7 protein-coding genes are annotated in these 26,613 nt (G+C 74.0%); 3 read left to right on the top strand and 4 right to left on the bottom strand.

Features of this window, described 5'->3' with window-relative positions:
* Positions 1–63: 63 nt before the first annotated feature.
* The 3 genes from FLV34_RS22530 (at position 64) to FLV34_RS22540 (ending at position 2,391) form a co-directional block, all read left to right on the top strand.
* On the top strand, positions 64–1,260 hold the full coding sequence (locus FLV34_RS22530) for a cytochrome P450 (RefSeq protein WP_147943987.1): 1,197 nt from the start codon (positions 64–66) through the stop codon (positions 1,258–1,260).
* A gap of 72 nt (positions 1,261–1,332) precedes the next feature.
* On the top strand, positions 1,333–1,530 hold the full coding sequence (locus FLV34_RS22535) for a ferredoxin (protein ID WP_142648897.1): 198 nt from the start codon (positions 1,333–1,335) through the stop codon (positions 1,528–1,530).
* A 186-nt stretch (positions 1,531–1,716) separates the two neighbouring features.
* Positions 1,717–2,391 (top strand): Crp/Fnr family transcriptional regulator, encoded by a 675-nt coding sequence (locus FLV34_RS22540; RefSeq protein ID WP_142648896.1) that lies wholly within the window; start codon positions 1,717–1,719, stop codon positions 2,389–2,391.
* A gap of 155 nt (positions 2,392–2,546) precedes the next feature.
* Here FLV34_RS22540 and FLV34_RS22545 read toward each other — a convergent pair whose 3' ends face one another.
* From FLV34_RS22545 to FLV34_RS40635, 4 genes are read right to left on the bottom strand one after another with little or no spacing between them, the layout of a single operon-like run.
* Complete coding sequence (locus tag FLV34_RS22545; RefSeq protein WP_147943988.1) at positions 2,547–3,779, bottom strand: beta-ketoacyl synthase N-terminal-like domain-containing protein; 1,233 nt, start codon at positions 3,777–3,779, stop codon at positions 2,547–2,549.
* Positions 3,780–3,806: 27 nt separating this feature from the next.
* The gene (locus FLV34_RS22550; RefSeq protein ID WP_142648894.1) at positions 3,807–4,046 is read right to left on the bottom strand and encodes a phosphopantetheine-binding protein; all 240 of its coding nucleotides are present in this window, start codon (positions 4,044–4,046) and stop codon (positions 3,807–3,809) included.
* Positions 4,047–4,063: 17 nt separating this feature from the next.
* Positions 4,064–5,305 carry a hydroxymethylglutaryl-CoA synthase family protein gene (locus tag FLV34_RS22555; protein WP_142648893.1) on the bottom strand — a complete coding sequence of 414 codons (1,242 nt, stop codon included), beginning with the start codon at positions 5,303–5,305 and terminating at the stop codon, positions 4,064–4,066.
* The gene (locus tag FLV34_RS40635) at positions 5,302–26,592 is read right to left on the bottom strand and encodes an SDR family NAD(P)-dependent oxidoreductase (protein ID WP_187280697.1); all 21,291 of its coding nucleotides are present in this window, start codon (positions 26,590–26,592) and stop codon (positions 5,302–5,304) included. Before FLV34_RS40635 ends, FLV34_RS22555 begins: the two co-directional genes overlap by 4 nt.
* Between the last annotated feature and the right edge of the window lie 21 nt (positions 26,593–26,613).

Consider the following 26,613-nt stretch of genomic DNA (forward strand, 5'->3'; position numbering starts at 1 on the left):
GACCGAGACCCCGCCCGGCCGGTCACCCGTCAAGCTGAGCGCCGTACAGCGAAGGAAGAATCGATGACGGACGCCCGCCTTGCCTTTCCCGTGACGGAACGGGCCTGCCCGTTGGATCCGCCGCGGGAGTACGCCAGGCTCCGGCTCGAACGGCCGGTCAGCCAGGTCGACCTGCCCAGCGGCCAGTGGGCGTGGCTGCTCACCCGGCACCAGGACGTGCGGGCAGTGCTCGACGATCCTCGGTTCAGCTCCGACATGAGCCGGCCCGGGTTTCCCAACCTCTACGCCAACCCCGTCGAGCCCGTGCTCAAGGGCACGTTCATCCGCATGGACGGCGAGGAGCACGCCCACTATCGGCGCATGCTGACCGGGGAGTTCTCGGTGAAGCGTGTGGAGGCCATGCGCCCGGCGGTCGAAGCGGTCGTGGACGGCTGTCTCGACCGCATCGAGACGTCCGGCTCCCCGGCCGAGCTGGTGCGCGATCTGGCACTGCCGGTGCCCTCCCGGGTCATCTGCGGGATGCTCGGCGTCCCCCACGAAGACCACGGCACCTTCGGCGGCTATCTGCAGACGCTGTTCGACGCCAAGAGCGACCGCGAGCAGATCGGCGCCGCGAAGACCGGCCTCGCGGCCTACCTCGACCGGCTCGTGGCCGACAAGGAGCGCGAGCCCGGCGATGACCTGATCAGCCGTCTCGTGACCGAGCAGGTGCTCCCCGGGCGGCTGAGCAGGCAGGAGCTGATCACGATCTCCTGGATGCTGCTCGCCGCGGGTCACGAGACGACCGCCCACATGATCGGCCTGGGGGTGCTGACCCTCCTGGAGCACCCCGATCAGCTCGCGGCGGCCAAGGCCGATCCGAAGCTGATGGCGTGCGCTGTGGAGGAGCTCCTGCGGCACCAGACCGTCATGCAGCTCGGCATGACGCGGGTGGCCGTGGCGGACGCCGTGGTCGGCGGGCAGCTCATCCGGGCCGGCGAGGGCGTCATCGCCCTCCTCGCGATGGCCAACCGCGACGGTGAGGTCTTCCCCGACGCCGACAGGTTCGACATCCGCCGCGGCGCGCGCAACCACGTCGCCTTCGGGTACGGCCCGCATCAGTGCCTCGGGCACACGCTCGCCCGGCTGGAACTGCAGGTCGCGTTCACCCGGCTGTTCGAGCGGTTCCCGGGCCTGCGCCTGGCAACCCCCGTCGAGCGGATCCCCTTCCGCTACGACGCGATCGTGTACGGCGTGCAGGAACTTCCCGTCCCCTGGTGACAGGGGCCGCGCGCCCGCAGGACGAGATCGGACGAGCCGGTCCCCGTACGCCGGGGCGGCCGAGGAGGAAGTATGCGTGTCAGCGTCGACACCAGCCGATGTTGCGGAGCGGGGACGTGTGTCCTCATCGCGCCCGGCGTCTTCGACCAGACCGACGACGAGGGCACGGTCGTCCTGATGGACCCGTGCCCTCCGCGGAAGTTGTGGAACGACGTGCGGGAGGCGGCGGTCGCGTGTCCCCGCAGCGCCATCGACGTCGACGACGAATGAGGGGCAGGGCCTTCCCTGCCCCTCATCGCGTCCGGGATGCGCCGGCGCGGCGCCTGTGACCACCTCTCGAACTCCGACCAGCCCAAATAGGCACGACAATGCGCACGATAAGCGCACTTTTCACATTAAGCATGCTTCGCTTAAACTCTAAGCGGATCATGAGGCGTTGACATCATTGGGGGGTGTATGCGTCGGGCATCCGGCTCTTTACAGGTTGGCGAGCGGCTTCGCGCCCTCTGTTGTACCGCTTCCGATCACACATCTGTCGTCAGACTCAACCGCAACGAGCATTTATACGTATGCGGTGAACAGGCGAGTCATCTCTACATCATCATCAGCGGCCGGCTGAAGACGGTCAGCGTCTCGCGCTCGGGCAAGGAGTGCCTACTGGGCATCCACACCTACGGCGACCTGCTGGGCGAGTCCTGCCTGCTGGGCGGCAGGCGGGGCGAGACGGTGACCGCGATGACCCCGGCCACCCTGCGCAAGATCCCCCGGGCGAACTTCCTGTCCGCGCTGGCGGACGACGGTCTACTCGAGGACTTCCTGTGCTACCTGGCCCATCGCCTGACCGAGCAGCAGCAGGTGATCACGAGCCTGGTCACGGCGGACAGCGAGGAGCGCCTCGCGCACACCCTGCTGCGCCTGGCCCGCAAACTGGGCACGCCCAAGGCCGGGAAGCTCTGCATCCACGACAAGATCACGCAGGAGGAGCTGTCCGGCATGGTCGGCACCACCCGCTCCCGGGTGGGCTATTTCCTCAAGCGCTTCCGCGACAGCGGGCTGATCGAGAGCCGGCCGGACGCCTTCCTGGCGGTGGACGAGGAACGGCTGGGCGACTACATGGAAGCGATTTCCTGAAATTCGGACGAACGTCGTCCGGCGGAACAGGACGGCCGGGGCGGTTTTCCGCGCCCGGCCGTCGGCCTTTCATCCGAACGATTTCGAATCCTCAGGAATACAACCGATCATCGGGGGTAGGAAAATGCTTTTTGGACCGCCGGGGCCGCCCGTGATCATGCGGGCGCGCGGAATACCACGCTGCCGTTGAATCCGCCGAAGCCGAAGCCGTTCGAGAGGGCGACCCCGATATCGGCGCGGACCCCGCCGGTGGCCGGCGCGAACCGGAGACCCGGGTCGGCGGGGTGCGCGAGCCCCGGGTTGGGGTGAACGAACCCGCCCCGCATCTGCACGACGGTCGCCACCGCCTCGACCACCCCCGCCGCCGCCAGGCAGTGGCCGGTAAGGGCCTTGGTGGAGTTCACCCAGGCCCCGCCCACCGCCTCGCCGAGCACCCACCGCAGCGCCTCCGCCTCCGCCGCGTCCCCCAGCGGGGCTCCGGTGCCGTGCGCGTTCACGTACGACACGTCGCCGGGCGAGACGCCGGCCCGGCTCATCGCCCGGGTCATCGTGGCCGCCTCGGCCTCGCCGTCGGGCTCGGTGAGGCTGTTCGCGGCCAGGCGCAGGTCCCATCCGGCCAGCTCGGCGAGCACCTCGGCGCCCCGCGCCCGCGCGGACCGCCGCGACTCCAGCACCACGCACGCGGCGCCCTGGCCGTAGGCGAAGCCGCCGTGCGTCTCGTCGAAGGGCGGTCCCACCGGACCCGGGGCCATCGCGCCGACGTTGAGCAGGGCCCGCTCCTCGATGGCGGACAGGTCGGCGAGGGCGCCGACGACGAGGCACACGTCGGCCTCTCCTGTGGCGACGAGGCGGGCGCCGTGCACGAGGCCGGCGTTGCCGCTCGCCGAGGCCGCGCCCACGGTGCAGCCCTCCCCCCTGATCTGGAGCAGCTGGCTGATCGTGCCGACGTGATCGGTGTCGAGGAGCCGCAGGGCCGCACGCGGGGGCAGGTGGGCGGGCCGGTTCGCGTACCGGTCGTGCAGGTCCGTCAGGTGCCGACCGGTCAGGTTACTCCCGGCGACCACGAGCCCCACGCGGTCGCCCGGCACGGCCGCGATGTGCAGGCCCGCCCCGATCCAGGCCTCGGCGGCCACGCCGACGGCGGCGCGCAGCGGCAGCGGGGCCCGCCGGGTGAGCCGTTCGGCGGAGCGCCGCAGGGCGTCGGGCGCGCCCGCGGGCAGGACGGGCAACGCCTCGCGGACCTCCTCGTCCAGCAGGGCGGCCGGAGGGCCTCCGTCAGGGCACGAGCACACGCCCCGCCGTCCCTCCCGCAGCGCCCGCTCGAACGCGCCGGCGTCGCCCGCGATCGCACAGACCACGCCGACGCCCGTGACGGTCACCGTGTGCATCGCAGCGCCTCCATCGGAACGTGCCGCTCAGGCATGCGTGCGCAGCAGTTCGACGAGCTCCCCGACCGGCGCGCCCTGGCGGAACTCCGACAGCGGCACCTCGATCGCGAGCTCCTCCATCACCGCGGTGACGATGTCGGCCCGGTCCACGCTGTTGCAGCCGAGGTCGGCCAGGCTGCGGTCGGGCGTGATCTCAGCCGGGTCGATCTCCGGGACCACCGCCACCGTCTGCCGCCGGATCGATTCGAGGATCGCGACATCGTCCATGCACCCCTCAACTCCCTTCAGATCCACTCGTACCGGCGGTGGTGGTCCTCCACCGCGCGCAGGGCCAGCATCGGGCGCCGGTCGGCGCACCGGTCCAGAAGGTGCTCGTAGGCGGCCACGTCCACCTTCCGGTCGCGCTCCGGCACCAGGCAGCGCATGTTCTCCGGCAGCACCTCCAGATATTCGGCGAAGGTCAGCTCGGCCCTGGCCGACAGCCGGCCGGCGATGTCCATGGCCGCGACCTCCTCGGCCGACCTCTGGTCGGCCACACCGCTGAAGAACTCCGACGAGCAGCCCGAGCCGTAGGAGAACAGGCCGACACGCAGCGGCGCGGCGGGCCGTGCGGTGTCGAGCGCGGCGGCCAGGGCGAGGTAGAGCGAGCCGGAGAAGAGGTTGCCGACCTCTCCGGGATAGGTCAGCGACGGGCCCACCCGCCGCTCGAAGTCCGCCTCGATCTCGGCCGGGGTCGCCGCGGTGAACTCGCGCAGCAGCTTGCGATGCCCGGCCTTGACCATCCCCGCGAACGGCGTGTGCAGCGCCAGCAGGTCGAACGTCGTCATCAGGTCGACGTCCTCGACCCGCGCGCGGTAGTCGGCGAAGCTCTCCCGCAGGCACTCCAGGTAGGCAAGCAGCGACCGGTCCACGTCCGCGATGTCGTACGCCGGGGAGGGCCGGGCGGTGTCGAGCGTCTCGAAGCTGTAGAGGCCGAAGGCCCCGGGGTCGAGGGCGAGCACCCGCGGGTCGTCGCCGACCAGCATGGCGACCGCGCCGCTGCCGGTGGCCGGCTCGGCGTACTCCGCCCGTTCGTCGGCCAGCGCGACGTCGGTGGCGATCACCAGCGCGCGGGCGCCCGGCGAGACGTCCGACGCGACATAGGAGGCGGCCAGGCGCAGCGCTGCCGTCGCCGAGTAACACGCCTGCTTGACTTCCAGCAGCCGGCAGTGCCGGCCGAGGCCGAGGTGCTCGTGCACGTACGACGCGACCGACTTGCTGTAGTCGACCCCTGACTCGGTGGCCGTGATGAGGAACTCGACGCTGTCGCGTTCCTCCTCGCCGAGCCGCTCCAGCAGGGGTGCGGCGGCGTTGACCGCGTTGGTCACCGGGTCCTCGAACGGTAGCGCCACCGCGCGGCGCGCCATCATGAGGTTGCCGAACCTGCCGGTGTCGAGCCCCCGCCCGGCGAACAGCTCGGCGACCGGCACGCACGCCACGCCGCCGTACACGTTGAGGGACTCGATGCCGGTGAGCCGGTCTGTCATCGTCGGCCCTGCCCTTCCTTGATCGACGCGGTCCGCCCGGCGGCGCCGGGGCGCTCGTCACCGGCTCCGAGGCGGAGGAAGCCGGCCAGTGCGTGGTTCACCTCTTCCGGGTGTGTGACGCAGGGGAAGTGGCCCGCGTCGGGGATCTCGACGTACCGCGCGTCGGGGATGAGGCCGTGCAGCAGATGCGCGGTCTTGAGCGGGATGACCGAGTCGTGGCGGCCCTGGACGATCAGCGTGGGCACCGAGATACCCGGCAGCCGGCCGAGCAGGTCGGGCTCGGCCGCGAAGACGTCGAGGTAGCGCAGGCCGATCCGCGGGTCCATGCTCTCGCAGCGCAGCAGCGCCGCCTCCAGGTCGTCCCGCTGCTCGCGGATCCGGGCCGACCCCGATCCGGCGACGATGTGGTCGAGGTCCTCGGCCACCACGCGTTCCAGCCGGTTCACGGCGCCGGCACGGTTGGCGTACTTGTACGACCCGCAGATGATCGACAGGGACGCGGTGGCCTCGGGATGCCGCAACGCGAAGTTCTGCGCCAGCAGGCTGCCGAACGACGCGCCGGCGACGTGGACCGGGAACTCCACCCCGAGGCGGCGCAGGACGTCGAAGTGCAGGGCGGTGATGCCGTCGAGGCTGATGTCGCCGTCCGCGGTGGTCGCGCCGACCCCGGGGTGGTGGATCACCACGACCCGGCACCGCCCGGCCAGGTCGCGGAACTGCCGGGCGAACACCCCCGCGCCCATGTTGAACGGATGCATCAGCAGCAGCGTCGGGCCCTCGCCCGCGCTGAGCACCTCGACCTGCCCCCCAACGTACGCCACGAGCGTGCGCCGGACACCGGGAGCGGCCTCCCGCACCGCCGCCCAGTTCTGGTCGGCCGGGCGGTAGCCCTCGCGCAGCACGTCCTGGATGTCGGACGGCACCTCCCCGGCGGGACGGTAGGCGGCGCGGGCGGCGTCGAGGGCCGTGACCGGCTCCTCGGCCGTCACCAGGCACGGCACCTCGGCGGCGGAGCCGAACAGCCCGGTCAGCCGCTCGGCGACGAGATCGATCTCGGCCTTGCCGTAGCCCAGGGGGACGGCGAGCCGGACCAGCCGGTCGCCCGCGAGGTGCGGCCCGCCGCGCACACCGGTCTCGCGGAACATCCAGGCGAGGAACGACGGCACCGGATGGGGCAGACCGGCGAGGTGGTCCATGCGGGACAGGTCGAGCAGCAGGCAGTGCCCGCCGGGGGGCCCACCGGTGGGGCCGGCGAGCGGCACGCCCGCGGCGTCGAGACTCCGCCACAGGGTCCGCACGCCGCGCATCCGCTGACGCACCAGCTTCAGCACGCCCTCGCAGTCGGCGAGGGCCAGCGACAGCGCGCGGCGGTCGAGCAGGTTGAGACCGGGCCCGCGCAGCTCGGCCTCCTCCCGCAGCCGCGCCGCCACCTCGGGCAGGCGGGTCGCCACCAGGCCGCCCGCGTGGACCCCGAAGTCCTTGGTGGCGCTCATCGTCACGACGTCCGCCAGGGAGAGCAGGTCGCGTACCACGTCCCACACTCCGCGGCCCTGGTGTCCCGGCTCATGCTCGGCCACGAAGACGGCGTTCTCCACCACGCGGGTCGCGTCGACGACCACCGGCACACCCTGCGCCGCGGCACGCTCCCGCACCTGACGGAGATTGGCGGCCGACACCGGTGCGCCGCCCCCGGCGTTGCCGGTCAGCTCGACGGCGACGAAGGCGATCTCCCCGGCCTCCAGCGCCCTGTCCAGGGCGGCGAGGTCCAGGTCGCCGCCGAAATGACCGCTGGAGACGGACGGCAACGGGACGGGGTCGAAGCCGTTGTCGGCCAGGTTGAACAGCAGGGTCGGGAAGAGCCCGTTGTGCGGCACGGCGCCGCGCCGTCCCGGCCACGACCGGCACAGCAGCGCCTCGGCGGCCCGGCCGGACGGCGCCGCGACGACCGTTTCGAACGGCAGCCAGGGCGGGGTGAGCTCGTCGCCCGCGCCCGGCTCGGCGGCCCGGCGGATCAGCTCCTCGGCTCGCCGCGCCACCACCTCGTCCGTACGCTCGGCCCACGAGTCGGTGACCAGGTCGAACTCGACGGCCTCCGGCGGCAGCCGCAGCGGGTTGTGCCCGTGAGCCGCCAGCAGCGCCTCCCGCTCCTCAGCCGTGACCGCCGGACCGGCGTCGCCTCTTCTGGAGGGGCCGGACGAGACGGCGACAGCGGCGGGCGCGCTCACGGCGGCGCGACCGTCGGAAGCGGGGCCGTCGTCGGAGGCGGTGGGGCGGTCGGGGGCGGCGGGTGCCGTGATGCCGGTGGGCGCGGACGGGTCCGCGATCATCAAGATGACGTCGGCGACCGGGGTCCGCGGCCCGTCGGCGGGCTGGCAGAGGTAGAGGGGCACGTTCACGGGCCGGAACTTGTTCTTGAACTGGAAGTTGCCGGCGCCGAAGATGCCCGCGCCGCGCAGCTCCTCCAGGCCCTGTTCGACCTCGGGCGCGGCGTTCGGCGAGTCGCACACCTTGGCCCCGAAACTCGCGCCGAAGCTGAACAGCGTGCACCCCTCCGCCACGAGGACGCCGATGATCTGCACGATCGCGTACTCCAGACCGCCCAGCGGGCCGTCGGCGGGATAGAACTCCACGTCGAGCAGGTAGCCGTTCTCAGACGGGATGCGGGTCACGACCACCGCGTTCGCGAGAGCGTCGTCCAGGTAGGTCAGGAAGACCCGGTGCCGCTCGTCCAGCAGGCCCTCGCGGATCTCCTCCCGGACCCTGCGGACGTACGGGTTGGTCATCTGCTTGCCGCCGGCCCAGCGGTCCACCAGCTCGGCCAGCCGGCGGTCCGTCGCCGGGTCGGAACCCGAGCGATACTCCACGGTGCGGCAGGAGCCGCTGCGTTCGAACCGCTGGACCATGTAGCGCAACCGGCTCATCCGGCCGCCCTTCAGCGTGAACCGAGACAGGTCCTCCAGGCGCTGCACCGCACCGAACGGCGTGGCGGTCAGGCGGTGGCCTCCCGCCTCCTCCAGCCGCCGCAGCGACAGGAAGCTGGCCCTGAGGCCGCGGCCTCGCGCGTAGTCCAGGTATTCGGCCGCGAGCTCGGTGAAGTGCTCCTCCGAGCCGACGTAGCTCCAGGAGAAGAGGTCGTCGTCCCGCTGCGAGAACGTGAAGAACCCCTGGCGGGACGAGCCCAGGAACAGCAACGGCGCGATGTCCCGGCCCGCGAGCCCGGTCTCCTTGGCGTAGCGCCGCTCCAGGTCGGCCACCACCTCCCGCAGGCCGGGCCGCCCGGCGACGGCGGCCCGCGGGACGATCAGCGGCGCGCCCTTCTCCTCGGCCGATGATTCGACGGCTCGTGACGCGCTGCTTCCGGTGGCGCCGTCGGGGATGCCGGGGCCGACGCGGCTGGGGGCGCCGTCACCGGACGCGCCCAGCGAGGCGACGGCGGCGGCCCCGAAGGTGTCCCGCAGCCAGCGGGTCAGCTCGGCGAGCGTTGGCCGGTCGAACAGCAGCGACTTGCGCAGGCCACCGAGCCGCTTCTCCAGCGCGCTGATCACGCGCAGCATGTCGAACGACGTGAGCGCGTTGTGCTCGAAGCTCCGCGTCGGGTCCAGCGGCCGCCGGATGACGCTCTCGACCAGGTCGCGCACCGCCCGCTCGGCGGCCTCCCGGCCGTCGCCGTGCTCCGCGTCGTCCCCGCGCATCGCAAACGCGTGGTTCCCGTTCATCTCAGAGGTGCGGTTCCCGCTCAAGGCACCGCCCGCCGGGGCACCGGCCGCCGGAGCATGGCCGTTCGGCGTGTGGCTGCCGCGGGCGTCGCCGTCGTGAGTGGGCCGACCGCCGGACGGCGCGGTCAGCGACGTGATGTGCGCGGCGAGCGCGTCGACGCTGTCGTGCTCGTACATGTCTTCGGCCTTGAGTTCCAGGCCGTACGCCGCGCCGAGCTTGCGGGCGAGGTCCATCCGGAAGATCGAGTCTAGACCCAGCTCCGCGAAGGGCCGGTCGCCCTCGATCTCCTCGGCCGGCATGGCGAGGATGCGCGCCAGGTGTTCTCTGATGCTCCGCGTCACCGGCGCCGCCGCCTCGGCCGTCACCCGCACGAAGGCCGGGGCGGCCACCGGCCGCGGAGTGAGCTCCGGGGGGGCATGCAGGGCGGCGGGCTCGCTCGACGCGGTCCGGCCGCCGTCCGCGGGTGCCGCCACGCCTCGTGCCGCGGGCTCGGGACGTTCCCTGGGCTCGCCGGGCCAGGCGGGGTCCTCCTGTCCTCGCGCGGCGTCCGGCGGGGCGAGCCGCACCCGGGCCCGGCGGGCCGGCCGGGGTCCCATGCTGTGCCGCACGTGCTGGTTCGGCTTCTGCACCGTAACCTCCGTGATGACCTCCGGGACGGGACGGGACTCCTCTCGGGTGAACCAGAACCTCGTCCGGCTGAACGGGAAGCTCGGCATCGGCAGCCTGCGGGGCGGCCGGGCACCGCGGCCCGCCCGCCGGGCCCTGTGCGCGGCCCAGTCGACGCGCGCCCCGGCGACCCAGGCACGGGCCAGCGCGTGCAGGTCCTCCTCGTCACAGGGGCCGGCGTTCCGCGCGGCGGTGCCGAGGTGGATGACGCCGTGGTGGCCGGGCGTCGTGTCACCCGTCGCCCTGTCACCTCTCGCCGCCGTGTCGCCCTCCGCAGCGGCGCGCAGCGCCGACACGAGCTCCTCGTGGCTCGCCGCCACCACGGCGAGCCGTTCGCGCAGCTCCTCCCGGCCGGCCTGCAGCGTGTACGCGACGCGCGACAGCTCCAGGCCGGGCCGCTCGGCGAGGAAGCCCGCGAGCCGGGTCGCGTACGCGCGGAGCGCCCCGCGGGTCGGCGCGGACAGCACGAACAGCTCGGGTCCGGCGTGCGAAGACTCCACCGTCTCCTCCTCGCGGGTCACCGCCCGCTCCAGCACCACGTGGGCGTTCGATCCGCCGAAGCCGAACGAGCTCACGCCCGCGCGCCGGATCGGCCGCCCGTCGGGCCCGGGGGTCACGGGCCACGACAGGGCGGCGTCGACCAGGTGGAACGGCGTTCCGTCGAGCCGCAGGTAGGGGTTGACCTCTCGCCGGTGGAGGGTCGCGGGCAGTTCCCCGTGCTCCATCGCCAGCAGGACCTTGAGGACCCCGGCGATGCCGGCCGCCGCCTCCAGGTGGCCGATGTTCGTCTTGACCGAGCCGATGCCGATGTGGGGGGTCCGCGGCATCGGGCGGCCCCACTCCTCGTACAAGCGGCTGAACGCCTTCTTCAGGCCCTCGATCTCGATGGGATCGCCCAGGCGGGTTCCCGTCCCGTGCGCCTCGATGTAGGTGACCGTGGCCGGGTCGGCGCCCGCCTCGCGGTGCGCCCGGACGAGCACGTCGGCCTGCGCCTCCGGGTTGGGCGCGGTGAGCGACGCCGACCTGCCGCAGTGGTTGACGGCGGTGCCCCGCACCACCGCGTACACGTGGTCGCCCTCGGCGAGCGCCCGGTCGAGCGGCTTGAGCATCACGACGCCGACGCCCTCGCCGCGGACGTAGCCGTCGGCCGCCGCGTCGAACGTCTTGCATCGTCCGTCCGGGCTGAGCATGCCCGACTGGGTGAAGGCGACGAACACGTCCGGGTTGAGCAGCACGTTCACGCCTCCGGCGAGGGCCGTCTCGCACTCCCCCGCCTGGATCGCGCGGACCGCGCGGTGGATGGCCACCAGGGCGCTGGAGCAGGCGGTGTCCACCGCCTCGCTCGGGCCGCGCAGGTCCAGCAGGTGCGAGACCCGGTTGGCCAGCACCGCGTGCGCGACACCGGTCGCCATGTGAGCCTGGACCGGCACGCCGTGCCGGGTGAGCAGGGCGTCGTAGTCGGAGGTCGCGACCCCGGCGAACAGCCCGGTCGCGGTGCCGGCCAACTCCGAGGGCCGGTGCCCGGCGTCCTCGATCGCCCGCCACGCCGCCTGCAGGAACAGCCGCTGCTGGGGGTCCATCAGCGCCGCCTCCGCGGGTGAGATGCCGAACAGCCCGGCGTCGAACGCCGCGACGTCGTCCAGGAAGCCGCCCTGCAGGTGCCGCGTCCGATCGTCCGCACGAAGGTCGGCACGGTCGTCGGGCACCGGGCCCACGAGGTCGTCGCCGCGCATCAGGTGGCGCCAGAACTCGGTCAGGTCGGACGACCCGGGAAGCATCCCGGCCATGCCGACCACCGCCACCTCGACCGGCCCGCGCGCACCATGCGGTTCTCGTACGCCGCCGTCCCCGTCGCCCGCGTCGCCGCCCCTGGCCGCACCCGGTTCCGCGGCTACGGTGACCGGCTCGTCTGCGGCCGGCCTGTCCGTCCCCTCGTCGGCGGGCCGCTCCCGGTTTCCGTGCCGGGCGGCGAGCTCGGCCCGGTGGTGGGCGTCGAGGTAGGCGGCGAAGCCGGTCAGCGTGGGGCACTCGAACAGAACGGTGGGCAGGAGTTCGAGCGAGTAGCGCTCGTTGACCTCGTTGATCAGTTCGGTGAGCGAGACCGAGTCGAAGCCCAGCTCCATCAGGTCGGCGTCCGGGTCGACCTCCGACTGGTCCACCAGCAGGAAGCGGGCGGCCACCGCGCGCAGGTCGCGCTCCACGTGCGCCGCATACCCCTCGGCGTGCTGCCCGCCGCCTTCCTCCGAGGCGTGCGCGGGCGCCCCGCCGGAGGCCGCGCCGGAAGCCTCGTCCGCCACGCGTGACGGCATGGCCGCGTCCCGAGCGCCGGGACCGCCGGTGGACTCGGCGACCGCCGGCTGGAAGACGACGAAGCTCGGCTCGTCCCCCGCGAGCGCCCGGCGGAACGCCTCCAGGCCCGCGGGGGTGCTCAGCGGCGCGATGCCCCAGTGACGGGCCATCAGGCGTTCCGTGGCCTCGTCCACGGCCATGCCGCCCTCTCGCCACAGCGGGTAGCCGATCGCGACCGTACGGCCCGCGCGCCGCCCGGCCTGCCGCTCCTGCTCCCGCTCGCGGGCGAACGCGTCGAGGAAGCCGTTCGCGTATGCGTAGTCCGCCTGGCCGAGGTTGCCCATCTCGGCCGTGGCCGAGGAGAACAGCACGAAGAAGTCGAGCGGGTCGTCCCTCGTCAGCGCGTCGAGGTGGAGCGCCCCGTCGATCTTGGGAGCCAGCACTTCGGCCACCTCGCCGGGCGTCTTGAGCACGGCCCGGGCATCGCGTGTGACGCCCGCCGCGTGGACGACGCCGTGGAGCGCGCCGAACTCCTCACGCACCCGCTGGAGCAGGCGCTCGGCGTCGGACCGTACGGCGATGTCGGCGGCCAGGTAGCGCACCCGCACGCCCTCGCGATCGAGGGCCTCGACACGGGCACGGCGCGTCTCGTCGAGCGGGGAGCGCCCGGTCAGGACCAGGTTGACCGGACCGTGCCCGGCCAGGAACTCGGCGACGAGCAGCCCGAGGGCACCGGCTCCCCCGGTGATCAGGTAGGTGCCGCCGGGGCGCAGCGGGAGACCGGCGACGTCGGCGGGCGTGAAGTCGTCGAGTCCGCGGACGTGGCGTCCCGCACTGTCGTACCGCACTTCGGTGACGCCGCCGGACTCGGCGCAGAGCTCCTCCGCCAGGAGGGCGGCGAGCCGCTCGCCGGATGTGCCGGGATCGACCTCCACCCGGGCGGCCGTGAAGCGGCTGTGCTCCAGGGCGAGAGTCCGCAAGGTCCCGGCCACGGCGGCGTACGCCGGGCGGATCAGCCCTGTGCCGTCCCCGTGCGCCACAACGGCGCGCAGCGGTGCCCCGCCGTTACGCCCGAGGATCGAGACGGCGGTCCAGAACGGCGCGTGGAACCCCTCCCGCACGTCGGCCGACGCGTCGCGAGCCCCGGCGGCCGGTACGCGCAGGAACGCGTCCGGCAGCAGGCCGCGACCGGCGAGGTCGTCCATCACCCGCCGGCAGTGGTCCGGGTGGCCGGGGATCAGCGTGTAAGTCCCGTCGTCGCGTCGTCCGTAGTCCGCTCCGGCGACCACGGACACACAGGTCACGCCGCGTCCCGCAAGCTCGCTCCCGACGGCCAGGCGCAGCGGCTCGTCCGCGAGGTCGAGCAGGGCCACGCGGGGCGGGCGGCCCTGGCGCGGCGGACCGGCCGGACGCCAGACCGGACGCAGATAACGGCACTCACCGGCCCCTGCATCGCCTTGGGTGGCCGTCGCGACAGCGGTGGCGGCGGCGACACTCGCCCGGGCGGCGTCGATGGAGCCGGCGCTCTGCCACCCGCCGCCGTCGGAGCCGCCGATCGGGGCGCTGGTCGAGGCGCCGATCGGGGCGCTGGTCGAGGCGCTGGTCGGGGCGCTGATCCGGCCGGTGCCCGCGGGGGCGGGCTGCGTGACCGGGGCGACGGTCAGGCCGTCCACAGCGAGCAGGACGGCGCCGTCGTCGTCGACGAGCCGCAGGTCGAACCGGCGGCGTCCCCGAACGTCCCGGGCCTTCTCCACGACGTGGACCCAGCACGCGGACGGCAGGGGGACCAGGAACAGGGCCTGGTCGAGCCCGAGGGGGACGTAACCCGCCGATCCTTCGACCAGCGCGGCGGCCGCCTGGAAGGCGCCGTCCAGGAGGGCGGCCTGGCGCGCGAGGCCGCCGTCGTCCCCGTCCCCGCCCGTCTCCTCCGCCGAAGGCTCCCCTGCAGAGGAGCCATACGCGGCTTGCGCGGCCTGAACGCCGCGGGCCGCCACCGGGTCCGGCTCGGCGGACAGAGCGGACACCGCCGACATGGCGAGCGCAGTGGGTGCTACAGAAAGGGCGGGCACGATCGGCACTGTGGGTGCGGTGGACGTAGTGGATACGGCGAGCGCGGTGAGGCGGGCCAGGCACTCGCCGTCGCCTACACGCAGGGCGGAGACGACGCGGAGCCCGGGCCCGTAGTCGAGACCCGCCCGGCCGAGCTCGCGGTAGAAGCCCGCGACGTCGATCTCCCGGCCGCACCGGGACCTGATCGCGTCGAGTTCGAGCACCTGCGCGCGGTCGCGACGAGCCGCCTGCGGTCCGGTCACGCCGTCAGCCGCCGGGGCCGCGGCAGCGAGCCGGGCCAGCAGGCCCTCGGTGTACGCGGCGCCGTCCCGGCCGGGTCCGAGCACCCGGAACCGCCGGGCGTCTTCCTCCTGGATGAAATGGACCGAGACCTCGCGGATGCCGGATTCGAGGTTGATTGGGTGGTGCCAGCGCACGTCGCGCAGGGCCACGGCGGCGCCGGACAGGCCGGAGGCCGAGCGGACCAGTCCGAGGACCGCCGCACCCGGCAGCCAGCGCACCCCGCCAACGCGGTGATCCGTCAGGTGCGGCTCACCGCCGTCCAGCCGCAGAAGCGCCGTCTCCCCGGAGCCGGGCCAGCCCGCGTCCGGCGGCACGGACGTCATCGAGCCGCCGAGGGACGCGGCGCGCGCGTCCCCGGCACCCGCACGGGTGGGACCTGTCGCAGGTGTCGCGCCGGTCGTGTCGGGCGCGCCGGTCGTGTCGGGCGCACCGGTGTTGACGGGCAGCACCGGGCCGTCCAGGTCCAGCCAATAGCGGCGGCGCTGGAAGGGATAGGTGGGGAACGACGCCCGCAGAGGCACGGGAGCGGACCACAGCACGGGCCAGTCCACCGGCGCCCCGGCCACCCACACGCGGGCGAGCTTGGGAAGGCTGCGCCTGGCCAGGAGCGTGGCCACGAACTCTGCGCCCTCGTCGTCGTCCAGCAGGAGCAGGGTGCCGGCCCCCTCCGCCCTGCCGGTGACGACGTCGGGATGCGGCTCGCCCGAGACGTACGCGCGCAGGCGCTCCGCGAGGCCCCGCCGGTCGGTCGCCAGCACCGCGAGGCGCTCCGTCATCTCCTGGCGGCCGACCTGGCTGGTGTAGGCCAGCTCGCGCAGTGTGGCGTCGCATGCCGCGTCGTCGTCCACGAAGTCCGCGACCCGCGCCGCGTACGCGCGCAGCCGCTCGGCGTTGCGGGCCGACAGCAGGAAGAGCTGCCGATCTCCGTCGTCGGCCAGCCGAGGCCGGCTCTCTGTATGTTCCTCCACGATGACGTGCGCGTTCGCGCCGCCCGCGCCGAACGAGCTCACCCCGGCCCGTCGGGGAACGGCCCGCGGCCCGCCGCCGAGGTCGACCACCGGCCGCGCCCACTCCCTCGCCCCGGACGACGGAAGGAACGGCGACCCCGCGAAATCGATCTTCGGGCTGAGGGTCTCGAGGTGGACGCAGGGCGCGATCGTGCCGTGGCGCATCTGGAGCAGCACCTTCGTCAGCCCGGCCACGCCCGCCGCGGCCTCCAGATGACCGATGTTCGCCTTGACCGAGCCGATCGCGCACCGGCCCGTGCCGTGGTCCCCCGCCGCACCGAACGCCCGGGTGAGGCCGGAGACCTCGATGGGGTCGCCCAGCTCGGTGCCGGTGCCGTGGGCCTCGACGTAGCTGATCGTCCGGGGATCGACCCTGGCGCGGCGCAGCGCCTCCGACACCAGCTCCGCCTGCGCGTTGGGGTTGGGGACGGTGAATCCCGCGGTCTTTCCCCCCGCGTTGACGGCGCTGCCGCGGATCACGCCCCAGATCCGGTCGCCGTCGGCCAGGGCTCGGTCGAGCGGCTTCAGCAGTACGGCGCCGACGCCCTCGCCGGGCACGTATCCATCGGCGCGGGCGTCGAAGACCTTGCACGCGCCGTCGGCCGACAGCATGTTCATCGCGCACAGGGACACGTGGTGGTTGGGGTGCAGGATGAGGTTCACGCCGCCCGCGATCGCCATGCGGCACTCGCCCCGCCGGATGCTCTCCACCGCCAGGTGCACGGCGGTCAGCGAGGAGGAGCAGGCCGAGTCGACCGCGAAGCTGGGCCCGGACAGGTCGAAGAAGTACGAGACCCGATTGGCCACCGACCAGTAGGCGGAGTGCGCCCCTGACAGGCGCCCCCGCGGCCACTGGGTGGCCCCCAACTCGCCGTACGTGCCGTACATGATGCCGACGAACACGCCGGTGCGCGGTTCGCGGGTGTGCTCGCCCAGGTAGCCCGCGTCTTCGAGCAGGTTCCAGGTCGTTTCGAGGAACAGCCGTTCCTGCGGGTCGATGTTCACCGCGTCGCGCGGCAGTATGCCGAAGAACCCGGCGTCGAACTTGTCGACGCCCTCGATGACCCCGCCCCACCGGCTGTAGGTGCGCTGCGGCCGGCCGCGGCGCGGGTCGAAGTGCGGGCGCCAGTCCCAGCGGTCCGCGGGCACCTCGGTGACGCAGTCGTTGCCCTCGGCCAGGTTGCGCCAGAAGGCCGCGAGGTCGGGCGAGCCCGGGTAGCGTCCGCTCACCCCGATGATCGCCACATCGACCGGCCGTGCCCCGTCCGCGCCGCCGTCAGCATCGCCGTCACGGACAGCCGAGGGCGCGCGGGACGTGGCCGCGGAGAGCACGGACGCTCCGGAGGCCGCGGGCGCCCCGAAGGCATCCGGGAGGTCGGAGGAGCCGGGAGCCTCGGCGGACGTGGAGAGTGCGGGCCGATCGGACTGCTCCGGCTGCTCCGGCTGCCCGGGCCACTCAGGATGCTCGAGAGCGATCACGCCGCTCAGCCGCTCCGCGTGCTCCCTGGCGAGGTATCGGGCCAGCTGCTCGATCGTGAGCTGCTCGAACAGCAGGGTCGACGGCAGCGGGCCGAGGTCGCGCTCGAACCGGTTGATGATGTTCAGGCTGATCAGCGAGTCGATGCCGAAGTTCTCGAACGTGGTGCGCTCGCCCAGGTCCGCCTCTCGGAACTTGAGCACCTCGGCGAAGACGCGCTTGACGTAGTCGCGGGCCTGCCGGTCGAGTCGCACGCCCACCGGCACCGGGACCTCACCCGTGCCACCGGTCACGGTCGCCGGGGCCGCCTCCGTGCCACCTGCCGCAGGCGCCACCCGGCCGTCGTCGGCGGCCGGCGACGGTGCTGCACCGTCGCCCTGCCGAGCGCCCGCGACCACCCGAGCCCCTGAGGTCTGCCGGTCTCCCCCGGAGCCAGGCGCGACACCCTCGATCCCGAACCCGGCCAGACCGGCGGGCCCGGCCTTCACGACGAGGGCCTGCGGCACCCCGGCGGCGACGATCCGCGTGAGCGCGGCCATGCCCTCTGCGGGCTCGATGGAGCCCACGTCGAGGTCGGCGAAGCGCCGACTGTGCCGATCGTCGGCACCCATGCCGACGGCCCCCCAGTAGCCCCAGTTCACGATCACGGCCGGGGCCGCCCCCGCCTCCCGCAGGTGCAGGCCGTACGCGTCCTCGAAGGTCCCCGCCGCCGCATAGGCCGCCTGCCCGGGGGTGTCCACGAACGTCGCGGCCGAGGAGAAGAGCACCAGGAAGCGGAGCGGCTCACCGCGCAGCGCCTCGTGCAGGGTGACCAGTCCCGTGGTCTTCGGCGCCAGCGCCGCGAGGAAGGTCTCCTCGTCGAGGTTGGCCAGGGTGCGGTCCCCCGGCACGGCGGCCGAGTGCACCGCGCCGTCGACGGGCCCGAACCGCTGCCGGACCCGCGCGACCGCGTCGCGCAGGGCGGCGGGATCGCAGACGTCCGCCCTCTCGTACACCGCCTCGCCGCCCAGGCTGGCGATCTCCGCCATGCGGCGCTCGATCTCCGCGTCGCGCTCGCGGCGGCCGATCCACGCCAGGCGGGCGCCGTGGGCACGGGCGAGGTGGCGGCTCAGCTCATAGCCGATGCCGCTCGCCCCGCCCACGACGAGGCACACCCCGCCCTCCGGGAACGGCAGGCCGGCGGCGGGAAGCCGGGCCGGTACGAGCGTGCGCGTCCAGCGGCGGTCTCCCCGGCGCACCACGATCGGCGTGCCCTCCGTTTCCGCCCGCACGGCACGCGCGGCCGCGCCGGGATCGGGCACGTCGCCCAGGTCGACGCAGGTGACGGTCCACCGCGGATACTCCGCGCCGAACGCGCGGGCCAGGCCGAGCAGCCCCGCCGCCTCCGCGCGTGCCGCCGCGTCGGCCGGTCCCCCCTCCATGCCGTCGAACGGCACCGCGCCCGAGGTGACCACCGTCAGCGTCCCCCGCCCGGGACGCTCCCCCGCGATGAGGGCCTTCATCAGCCGGAACAGGCCGAGCATGACGGGATGCCCGGAGGCGTCGCCGGGACGCGTACCAGCCAGGTAGTAGACCCGGTCGTATGGCGGGTCGAGCCGCGCCGGATCGAGTTCGGCCAGCGGGAGTGCCCGGGTGTGGCCACCGTTGTGGAGCGCGAGCAGCGCGCGGGCGAGCGCGGCCGACTCCTCCGTGTGGACGACCAGCCCCCGCCGCCCGCCGTCGGCGTCCGCACCGGCAGGGACGCGCTCCCGCGGCCCGGCCTCCCGCCATTGCGGCACGTACAGCATGCCGTCCAGGGCATCCGGCACCGGTCGTACGACGAGACCGGACAGCCGCACCAGGACGCGTCCGTCGCGATCGGCCACCTCGATCGTGAAGTGGTGCTCGCCGTCCCGGGTGACGTGCGCGTACGCGGGGCCGGTGAGCGGCGCGAGGACGTCGACCAGGTCGGCGGAGAACGGCACGGCGGGGCCGGTCGCGCCGTCGGCGACGAGGGCGGCCGCCGTCTGCAGCGCGCCGTCGAGCAGCGCCGGGTGCACGGTGAAGCGGTCCTCGCCCGGCCGGGACCCGACCGGCGTGCCGTCCGGGGCGTTGGTGAGCGTGCCCAGCGCCTCCTCCGGGCCCAGGAGGACCTCGGTGAGGGTGCGGAAGGCCGGGCCGTACTCGATTCCCGCCGCGGTGAAGGTCCTGTACAGCTCGTCCGCGGTCCGCCGCCCACGGCAGCGGGCCCGGATGGCGGCCAGGTCCAGGGTGTCGACCTGGCCGTGCGCCGGGGACACCCGGCCGGTGACGTACGGGGTGGCCGGGTCGCCGGCCGTCAGCGCGAACGTGCCGTCGGCGGCCAGCTCGACATGGACGGGCCCGTGGTCCGCTCCGAGCGGACGCAGCCAGCGCACCGACGACAGCGTGAACGGTGGCGTGGAGCCCCTCCGCGTGGCGGCGCCGGCCACGGCCTCCACTGCCGCGGCGGCGGGCAGGATCGGCTCGCCGTTCACCTGGTGGTCGCGCAGGAGCCAGGGTACGGCGAGCCCGAACGCGTCCTCCCGTGCCCGCCCTTCCGGCATGGCCTGCGCGGTCCGCGGGGTGGGCCGGTCGGAGCGGGGGCCGCCGATCCAGTGCCGGTCGCGGGCGAACGGGTAGGCCGGCAGCGGCACACGGCGGGGCCGCCTGCCGCGGTGACGGTGCGCCCAGTCGACGGCCTCCCCCCTTACGTAGGCCGCGGCCAGCCGCTCCGCCTCGCCCGCTGCCTTGTCCGCCGTTTCGTCTGCCGGTGCCCCTGCCGCTTCCCCGGCGGGCTCGGCGCCGACCGGCGTGGCGATCAGGAAGGAGCCCGGCGCCCGGCCCGTACGCAGCAGGGCGCGCAGCCGTTCCTCCAGCTCGGGCAGGTCGCGAGCGACGACGGCGGCCCGTACGGGAAGGTGACGGCGGCCCACGGCGAGCGTGTACGCGACGTCCTCCAGCGTGCACGACGCGGGCAGCGCGGCGACCGCGCCGGCCAGGTCGGCCAGCCGGCGGCGCAGCGCCTCGTCGGTCCGTGCGGAGACGGGCACGACGTGAGCCTCGTCCGAGGAGTGACCGTCACGTGGCACCGGCCGTGGCGGCTCGGCGACCACGATGTGACAGTTCGTGCCGCTGAAACCGAAACTGCTCACCGTCGCGACCCGGCCGCCGGACGGGCCCGGCCGCCAGTCGGTCAGCTCCCGTACGACGTAGAACGGGCTGCCGTCGAAGTCGATGTGGGGATTGGGCCCGTCGAAGTGGACGGCGGGCGGCAGCTTGCCGTGCCGCATCGCCAGGAGCACCTTGATGAGCCCGGCCACCCCGGCCGCCATCGTCGTGTGGCCGACGTTGGCCTTGACCGAGCCGATCCCGCAGAAGCCCACCCGGTCGGTGCATGTCCTGAACGCCTGGCTGAGCGCCTTCACCTCGATCGGGTCGCCGAGCGGGGTGCCGGTGCCGTGCGCCTCGACGTACCCGATGTCGTCGGGGCGGACCCCGGCTCTGCGGTGCACGGCGGTGAGCAGGTCGGTCTGCGACGTGGCGCTGGGCGCGGTGATGCCGTTGGTCCTGCCGTCGCCGTTCACGCCGGTCGCCCGGATGACGCCGTGGATGTGGTCGCCGTCGGACAGCGCGCGGTCGAGCCGCTTGAGGACGACCACGCCGATGCCCTCGCCGAGCACCGTGCCGTCCGCCGAGGCGGCGAACGGGGCGCACCGGCCGGTCGGCGACAACATGCCCACCTGGCTGCAGCGCACCTGGAGCTGCGGGGTCAGCATCAGCGCGACGCCGCCGGCGATCGCCGTCTCGCACTGCCCGGTGCGGATGCTCTCACAGGCCAGATGGATCGCGACCAGGGAGGAGGAGCACGCGGTGTCCACCGCCATCGTGGGCCCGGTCAGGTCGAGCAGGTACGAGACGCGGGCCGCGAGGATGGAGGGCGAGGTGCCGAGGAAGCCGTACCCGCTGTCGAGCACGCCCTCTTCCTGGAGCAGCCGCGCGTAGTCGCCCGCGCCCGAGCCCACGAAAACCCCGCAGCGCGGCGGCCGGCCCGAGCCGGGAGCGGCGTAGCCGGCGTCTTCCAAGGCCTTCCACGCCTCCTCCAGGAACAGCCGCTGCTGCGGGTCCATCACCTCCGCCTCCAGCGGCGATACGCCGAAGAAACCCGCGTCGAACGCGTCGACGTCGTCGAGCATGGCCGCCCAGCGGCTGCACGACTTGCCGGGGACCGTGCGGTCGGGGTCGTAGCACGCGTCGGCGTCCCACCGGTCGCGGGGGATCTCCGTCACGGCGCAGCGTCCGGCCGCCAGGCCGGCCCAGAAGGCGTCCAGGTCGGGCGCGCCGGGGAAGCGTCCCGACATGCCGATGACCGCGATGTCGTCCCCGCGCAGCCCGCCGTCCGGGACCGCCCCGCCGGACTCGGCGCGCTCCGTTGCCGCACCGGCGGTAGGCGGCGCACCGCCGTCGCACGCATCCACGGTCGTCTGGTCGCCCGGAGGCACGTCGTCGTCCGGTTCCCTGACGGCCGCGCCGTCCCTTGGCCGCGAAGGCTCCTCCGCACCGTCGGCCTCCGCCCACGCGCCGTTCTCCGGGGCCTGCGGGGAGGGCTCGGGTGTGGGACAGGTGGCGACCGGACCCGCGGCGCACAGTTCGTGGACGAAGTCCGCGAGCCGCTCGACGGTCGGGTGGTCGTAGACGGCGACCGAGTCGAGTTCGACGCCGAAGCGCTCGCCGAGCTCCTGGCGCACCAGCTCCGCCGTGATCGAGTCCACGCCCATGTCGCTGAACGGAGTCCGCGGGTCGATCTCCTGCCTGGAGACGTAGAGCTGCTCGCACAGCGCGTCCTCGATGGCCCGGACGATTTCCTCACGCGGCACGTGCGCCGTCTGCTCGGACGGCGCCTCAAACACTGTCTGCTCGGGCGCTGCCTCCTCATGCGGCGTCTCTTCGGGCGGCGTCTCTTCGGGAGGCGTCGCCTCGGGGAGCGTCGCGTGGACGGCGAGCGGGCGCGCCCCGCCGGCCGCCACCGCTCGCCGGGCCGGGCCGTCCTCGGAGGCATCGGCGGCGTCCGCGGCATGGGCATCGGCCGCGACAGCGAGGGACACGAGCGCCTTCGGCGCTTCGGTTCCGCCGCGCCGCCAGTCACCGAGCCAGCAGCGCTCCTCGGCGAAGGGGTATCCCGGCAGCATGGGCACCCGCCGGGCGGGGCGGGGGTGGCACGCGGCCCAGGGCACGTCCGCGCCGCCTGCCCAGGCAGCGGCCACCTCCGCCAGCCTTCCGGCCCGGAAGAGCCGTACGGGGTCGGAGCCCGCGTGGACGCCGTCATCGCCGACCGCACCGGTCGCCGGCTCGATGGCCGATCCCGCCGCGGCTCCGGTCTCCGCCGACGTCCACGACCGGACGCCGTCTCCGGGCTCGCCGTCAGCGAAACGGGACAGCGCCGTACGGATGTCCTCAAGGTCGTCCGCCAGCACGGCCAGCCGTACGGGCATGGGAGTCCGGCCGACCTGGCTCGTGTACGCGAGGTCGGCGAGCTCGGGCAGCGGTTCCCCGTCGTCGCCGGGACGCAGGAAGGAGAGGTAGGCGCGGGCGTACTCCCCCAGCGCGTCCCGTGTGCGGGCGGACAGGACGAACAGGTGCGGCCCCCTGCGGCGGGTGCGGCGCGGCGGCCGGGGCGCCTCCTCCAGGATGACGTGGGCGTTCGAACCTCCCGCGCCGAAGGCGCTCACGCCCGCCCGGCGGGGCCCGCCGCCCTCCGGCTCGGGCCACCGCTCCAGCCGCTGCTGCACGCGGAAGGGCGAGTTCGCGACGTCGATGTGCGGGTTCGGCTCGGCGGCGTGCAGCGAGGGCGCCAGAGCCGAGTGGCGCAGCTGGAGCAGCGCCTTGGTGACGCCCGCGATGCCGGCCGCGCTCTCCAGGTGACCGATGTTCGACTTGACCGATCCGACGGAGCGGACGCCCGGCGCGAGCCCCACGCCGGCGAACGCCTGCCGCAGGCCCTCGATCTCGATGGGGTCGCCGAGCGAGGTGCCGGTGCCGTGCGCCTCGACGTACCCCACGGTGCGGGGGTCGATCCCGGCCCGCCTGACGGCCTCGCCGATCACCCTCGCCTGCGCGGCCGGGCTGGGGACCGTAAAGCCGCTGGTCCGGCCGCTGTGGTTGACCGCGCAGGCGCGGATGACCCCGTAGACGTGATCGCCGTCGGCGAGGGCCCGGTCGAGCGGCTTGAGCAGCACGGCCCCCGCGCCCTCGCCCGGCACGTAGCCGGTGCCGTCCCGGCCGAACGCGCGGCAGCGCCCGTCGTCGGACAGGAACTGGCCCTGCGCGAGCTGGAGGTATTTCTGCGGGTGGACGCTCAGGTTGACCCCGCCCGCGAGCGCCAGGTCGCACTCGCCCCGGCGGATGCTCTCGACCGCCAGGTGCAGCGCGGTGAGCGAGGACGAACAGGCCGTGTCGAGGGCGATGCTCGGGCCGTGCAGGTCGAAGGTGTAGGACACGCGGTTGGCGATGGCCGAGTGCACCGCCATAGGGCGTACGCCGTCGTCCGCGGAGTCGAGGAGCTGGTAGTGATTCCACATCACGCCGACGAACACCCCGACCGGCAGGCCGGAGAGCGCGACGGGCGGATAGCCCGCGTCCTCCAGGGCGTGCCAGCCGACCATCAGGAACAGCCGCTCCTGGGGGTCCATCCGCTCGGCGTCGCGCCGTGAGATGCCGAAGAACGCGTGGTCGAAGCGGTCGACACCGTCGACGAAACCACCCCAGCGCCCGTACGTCCGGCCCGCCGTGCCCCGCCGCGCGTCGAAGATCTCCTCGTGGTCCCAGCGCTCGACCGGCACCTCCGTGACGCAGTCGCGCCCGCCCGCGAGGTTGCGCCAGAAGGCGCGCAGGTCCCGCGCCTGCGGATAGCGGCCGGCCATGCCGATGACGGCGATCGGGGCCGGTTCGTCCCGCCCGGCGGCGCCCGCCCGGCCACCCACCGTGCCAGTGGCGGGGGCTCCCCGCCCTCGTGCGGCGCCGGTCCGCGCGCCACCCGGCATGGCCGTGCCGTGCTCTGCGGGCTCTCCGGACTCCCCACGCTCGCCGGACTCTCCGCACTCCCGGGGTGCGACGGCCGGGACGGTCCTGCCGACGACCGCGGGGTCGCCGTAGGCGGCGACGATCGTCACCTCGTCGTACGCCCCCGCCTCCTCCAGCGTGCGCAGCCCCACCTCGGTGGGCATCGGGGCCAACCCCGACGACGCGCGGGCCCGCTCCAGCGCCTCGGGCGCGACGCGCATGCCTCCTTCGGCCCAATAGGGCCAGCCGATCGCGAGCGTGCGCCCGGACCGGTCGGGCCGCTCGGCCCGCACCCGGGCGAAGTGCTCGACGAAGGCGTTGCCGTACGCGTAGTCGCACTGGCCGGGGTTCGGCAGGGTCGCCGACAGCGAGGAGAACAGCACGAACATGTCCAGGTCGTCGTCCGCCGTCGCCCGGTCGAGGTTGACCGCGCCGTCGATCTTGGTCCGCAGGACCTCCGCCGACGCCGCCGGGTCCTTGGCGAAGAAGACGGCGTCGCGGACCAGCCCGGCGCAGTGGAAGACACCGTCGACACGGCCGTACAGCGCGCGCACCTTGTCCAGGGCTGCCATGGTCTGCGAGGCGTCGGTGATGTCGGCCCGGAGATGGACGACCTCCGCGCCCGCCTCCTCCCAGGCCGCCATCCGGGTGGCCGTGCCGGCCCGCAACGGCCCCCGGCCGAGCAGCGCCAGCCGGGCGCGCCAGCGCCGGGCGAGGTGACCGGCCAGCAGGGCGCCGATTCCGCCCGTGCCGCCCGCCAGCACGTAGACCCCGCCCTCGCGGAACCGCAGGGGCTCGCCTCCCGGCCGGGCCCGCGTGTATCCGCGGACGAACCGCTCGCCGTCGCGATACAGCACCTCCCCGTGGGCGTCCGCCACCACTGCGCCGGCGTCCGCCCCGGCCGCGGCCTCGGTGACGATCGCGGCGGCGAGGGCCTCGACGTCGCCCTCGTCGGCGTCCACCTCCACCCGGCGGCAGCGCAGCGCCGGGACCTCGGCCGACAGGGTGCGGGCCAGCGCCCCGACCGCCGCGTCCCCGGGGCGCGCCGCCCCGTCTGGGGCTGCGTGGACGTACAGCACGTCGACCGGCTCGGCGATGCGGTGGTCGGCGAGCGCCGCGGCCAGTGCCCAGACTGCGTGGTAGGGCCCGTCCCGATCCGCCGTCTCCGCACCGGCGAGATGCGCGGTGCCGCCGGGATCGCCGACGACGACATAGGTCCTCGGCGCGGCGGCGGTCCTGGACAGCTCGCCGAGCAGCAGGCGTGCCTGGTCCCGATCGCCGGGACGCATCTCGCAGGTGTCGCGGTCGATCACGGCGAACGCCTCGCCCGCCGTCACGTGCACGACCCGTCGGCCCGTGCCGGCGATCCCGTCGCGCAGCGCGTCGGCCAGGACCGCGGTCCCGCCGACAAGGACGAGGTCGCCGGGCTCGGCAGGCTCGCCGGGGCCACCAGCATCACCGGGGGCACGGAAGTCATCGCGCTCGCCGGTCGGCGCGGCCGGGCGTGCCGCCCACACCGGAGCCAGGCACGTCATCCCGGTTTCGCCGGACGCGGCGGCCGGGCGTCCGGCCGTTTCCGCGACGCCGTCCTCTCCGCCGGAGCGCGCCACGGGTCCGTACGTGTCCACCAGGTGGCGGGCCAGGCTGTCGATGTCGCTGAACTCGAACAGCAGGGTGGGGTAGAGCCTGCTGCCGACGACCTCCTCCAGATCGCGGCTGATGCGCAGCATCGCGACCGAGTCGAGCCCGAGCTCGTAGAACCCGGCATCGGTCCGGACCTCCGCGGACTCCACGCCGAGCAGGCCGGCGATCAGCTCCCGCAGGCGCCCCGCCATCTCACCGGCCGGGTCGCCCGTCTCGCCGGACTGAACGGCCTGAACGGGCTCGCCGTCCACCAGCTTCGTGATCAGCTCGGGATGACGGATCCGCTTGCAGGTGAGCTTGCGGAACTCGGCGACGAGCAGGCCCTCCTCGTCGTACAGGAAGCAGTCGTTGTGGACCACGTCGCCCGAGGTCGCGAACTCCTCGGGCGACGGCACGTGGACGTGACACCGGCCGCGCAGCGGCCGGTGAGCGCGGAAGCGCTCGATGAAGACGGGAATGAACGGGTCGCCCGGCGACGGCCGCTGGCCGTAGGCCACGATGGAGGCCGCGTCGAGTACCGCCGGGTGCAGGTGGAAGCCCTTCCCGTGGCCGGGTCCCGCGCTCTCCAGGTCCAGCTCGGCCAGCAGTTCGCCGTCCCCCTGGAACAGCGGGCCCCGGCAGCGCATGGGGGCGCCGTGCTCGATCCGCTCGCCGCGGGCCTGTGCGTACAGCTCGGCGATGTCGCGGCGGGTCGTGGCCCTCGCCCTGACGGCGGCGAGATCGAGCCGCCCGGGCTCGGGCCCGCCGGCGAAGCGGAGCTCGGCCGAGAAGTTCCGCCGCCAGGACGAGTCGTCGCCGCCCGCCTGGCGGCTCTCCCCGGTCACCTGGCGCACGCCGTCCTCCTCGGGGCCGACGAGCACGCGGATCTCCCGGCCGAGGCCGTCGGCCGTGGCGACCGCCTCGGTGAACAGCACGTTGTGCAGCTCCGCGCGCCGGTGGTCGAACCCCTTGGCGATGAGGATGCGGTAGACGATGTCGAGGAAGGTCACTCCCGGCATCACCGACACACCGTGCACCCGGTGGTTCTGCATGATGAAGTCGGCGTGCCGCAGCGACAGGCGACACTCGATCTCGGGCATCGAAGCGTTCCTCTCCTCGGT

Source organism: Microbispora sp. CSR-4 (assembly GCF_008033685.1).
Classification (GTDB): domain Bacteria; phylum Actinomycetota; class Actinomycetes; order Streptosporangiales; family Streptosporangiaceae; genus Microbispora.

Coding starts and splice junctions, on each gene's coding strand:
- FLV34_RS22530 (WP_147943987.1), top strand. CDS start 64: ATGACGGACGCCCGCCTTGCCTTTCCCGTGACGGAACGGGCCTGCCCG.
- FLV34_RS22535 (WP_142648897.1), top strand. CDS start 1,333: ATGCGTGTCAGCGTCGACACCAGCCGATGTTGCGGAGCGGGGACGTGT.
- FLV34_RS22540 (WP_142648896.1), top strand. CDS start 1,717: ATGCGTCGGGCATCCGGCTCTTTACAGGTTGGCGAGCGGCTTCGCGCC.
- FLV34_RS22545 (WP_147943988.1), bottom strand. CDS start 3,779: ATGCACACGGTGACCGTCACGGGCGTCGGCGTGGTCTGTGCGATCGCG.
- FLV34_RS22550 (WP_142648894.1), bottom strand. CDS start 4,046: ATGGACGATGTCGCGATCCTCGAATCGATCCGGCGGCAGACGGTGGCG.
- FLV34_RS22555 (WP_142648893.1), bottom strand. CDS start 5,305: ATGACAGACCGGCTCACCGGCATCGAGTCCCTCAACGTGTACGGCGGC.
- FLV34_RS40635 (WP_187280697.1), bottom strand. CDS start 26,592: ATGCCCGAGATCGAGTGTCGCCTGTCGCTGCGGCACGCCGACTTCATC.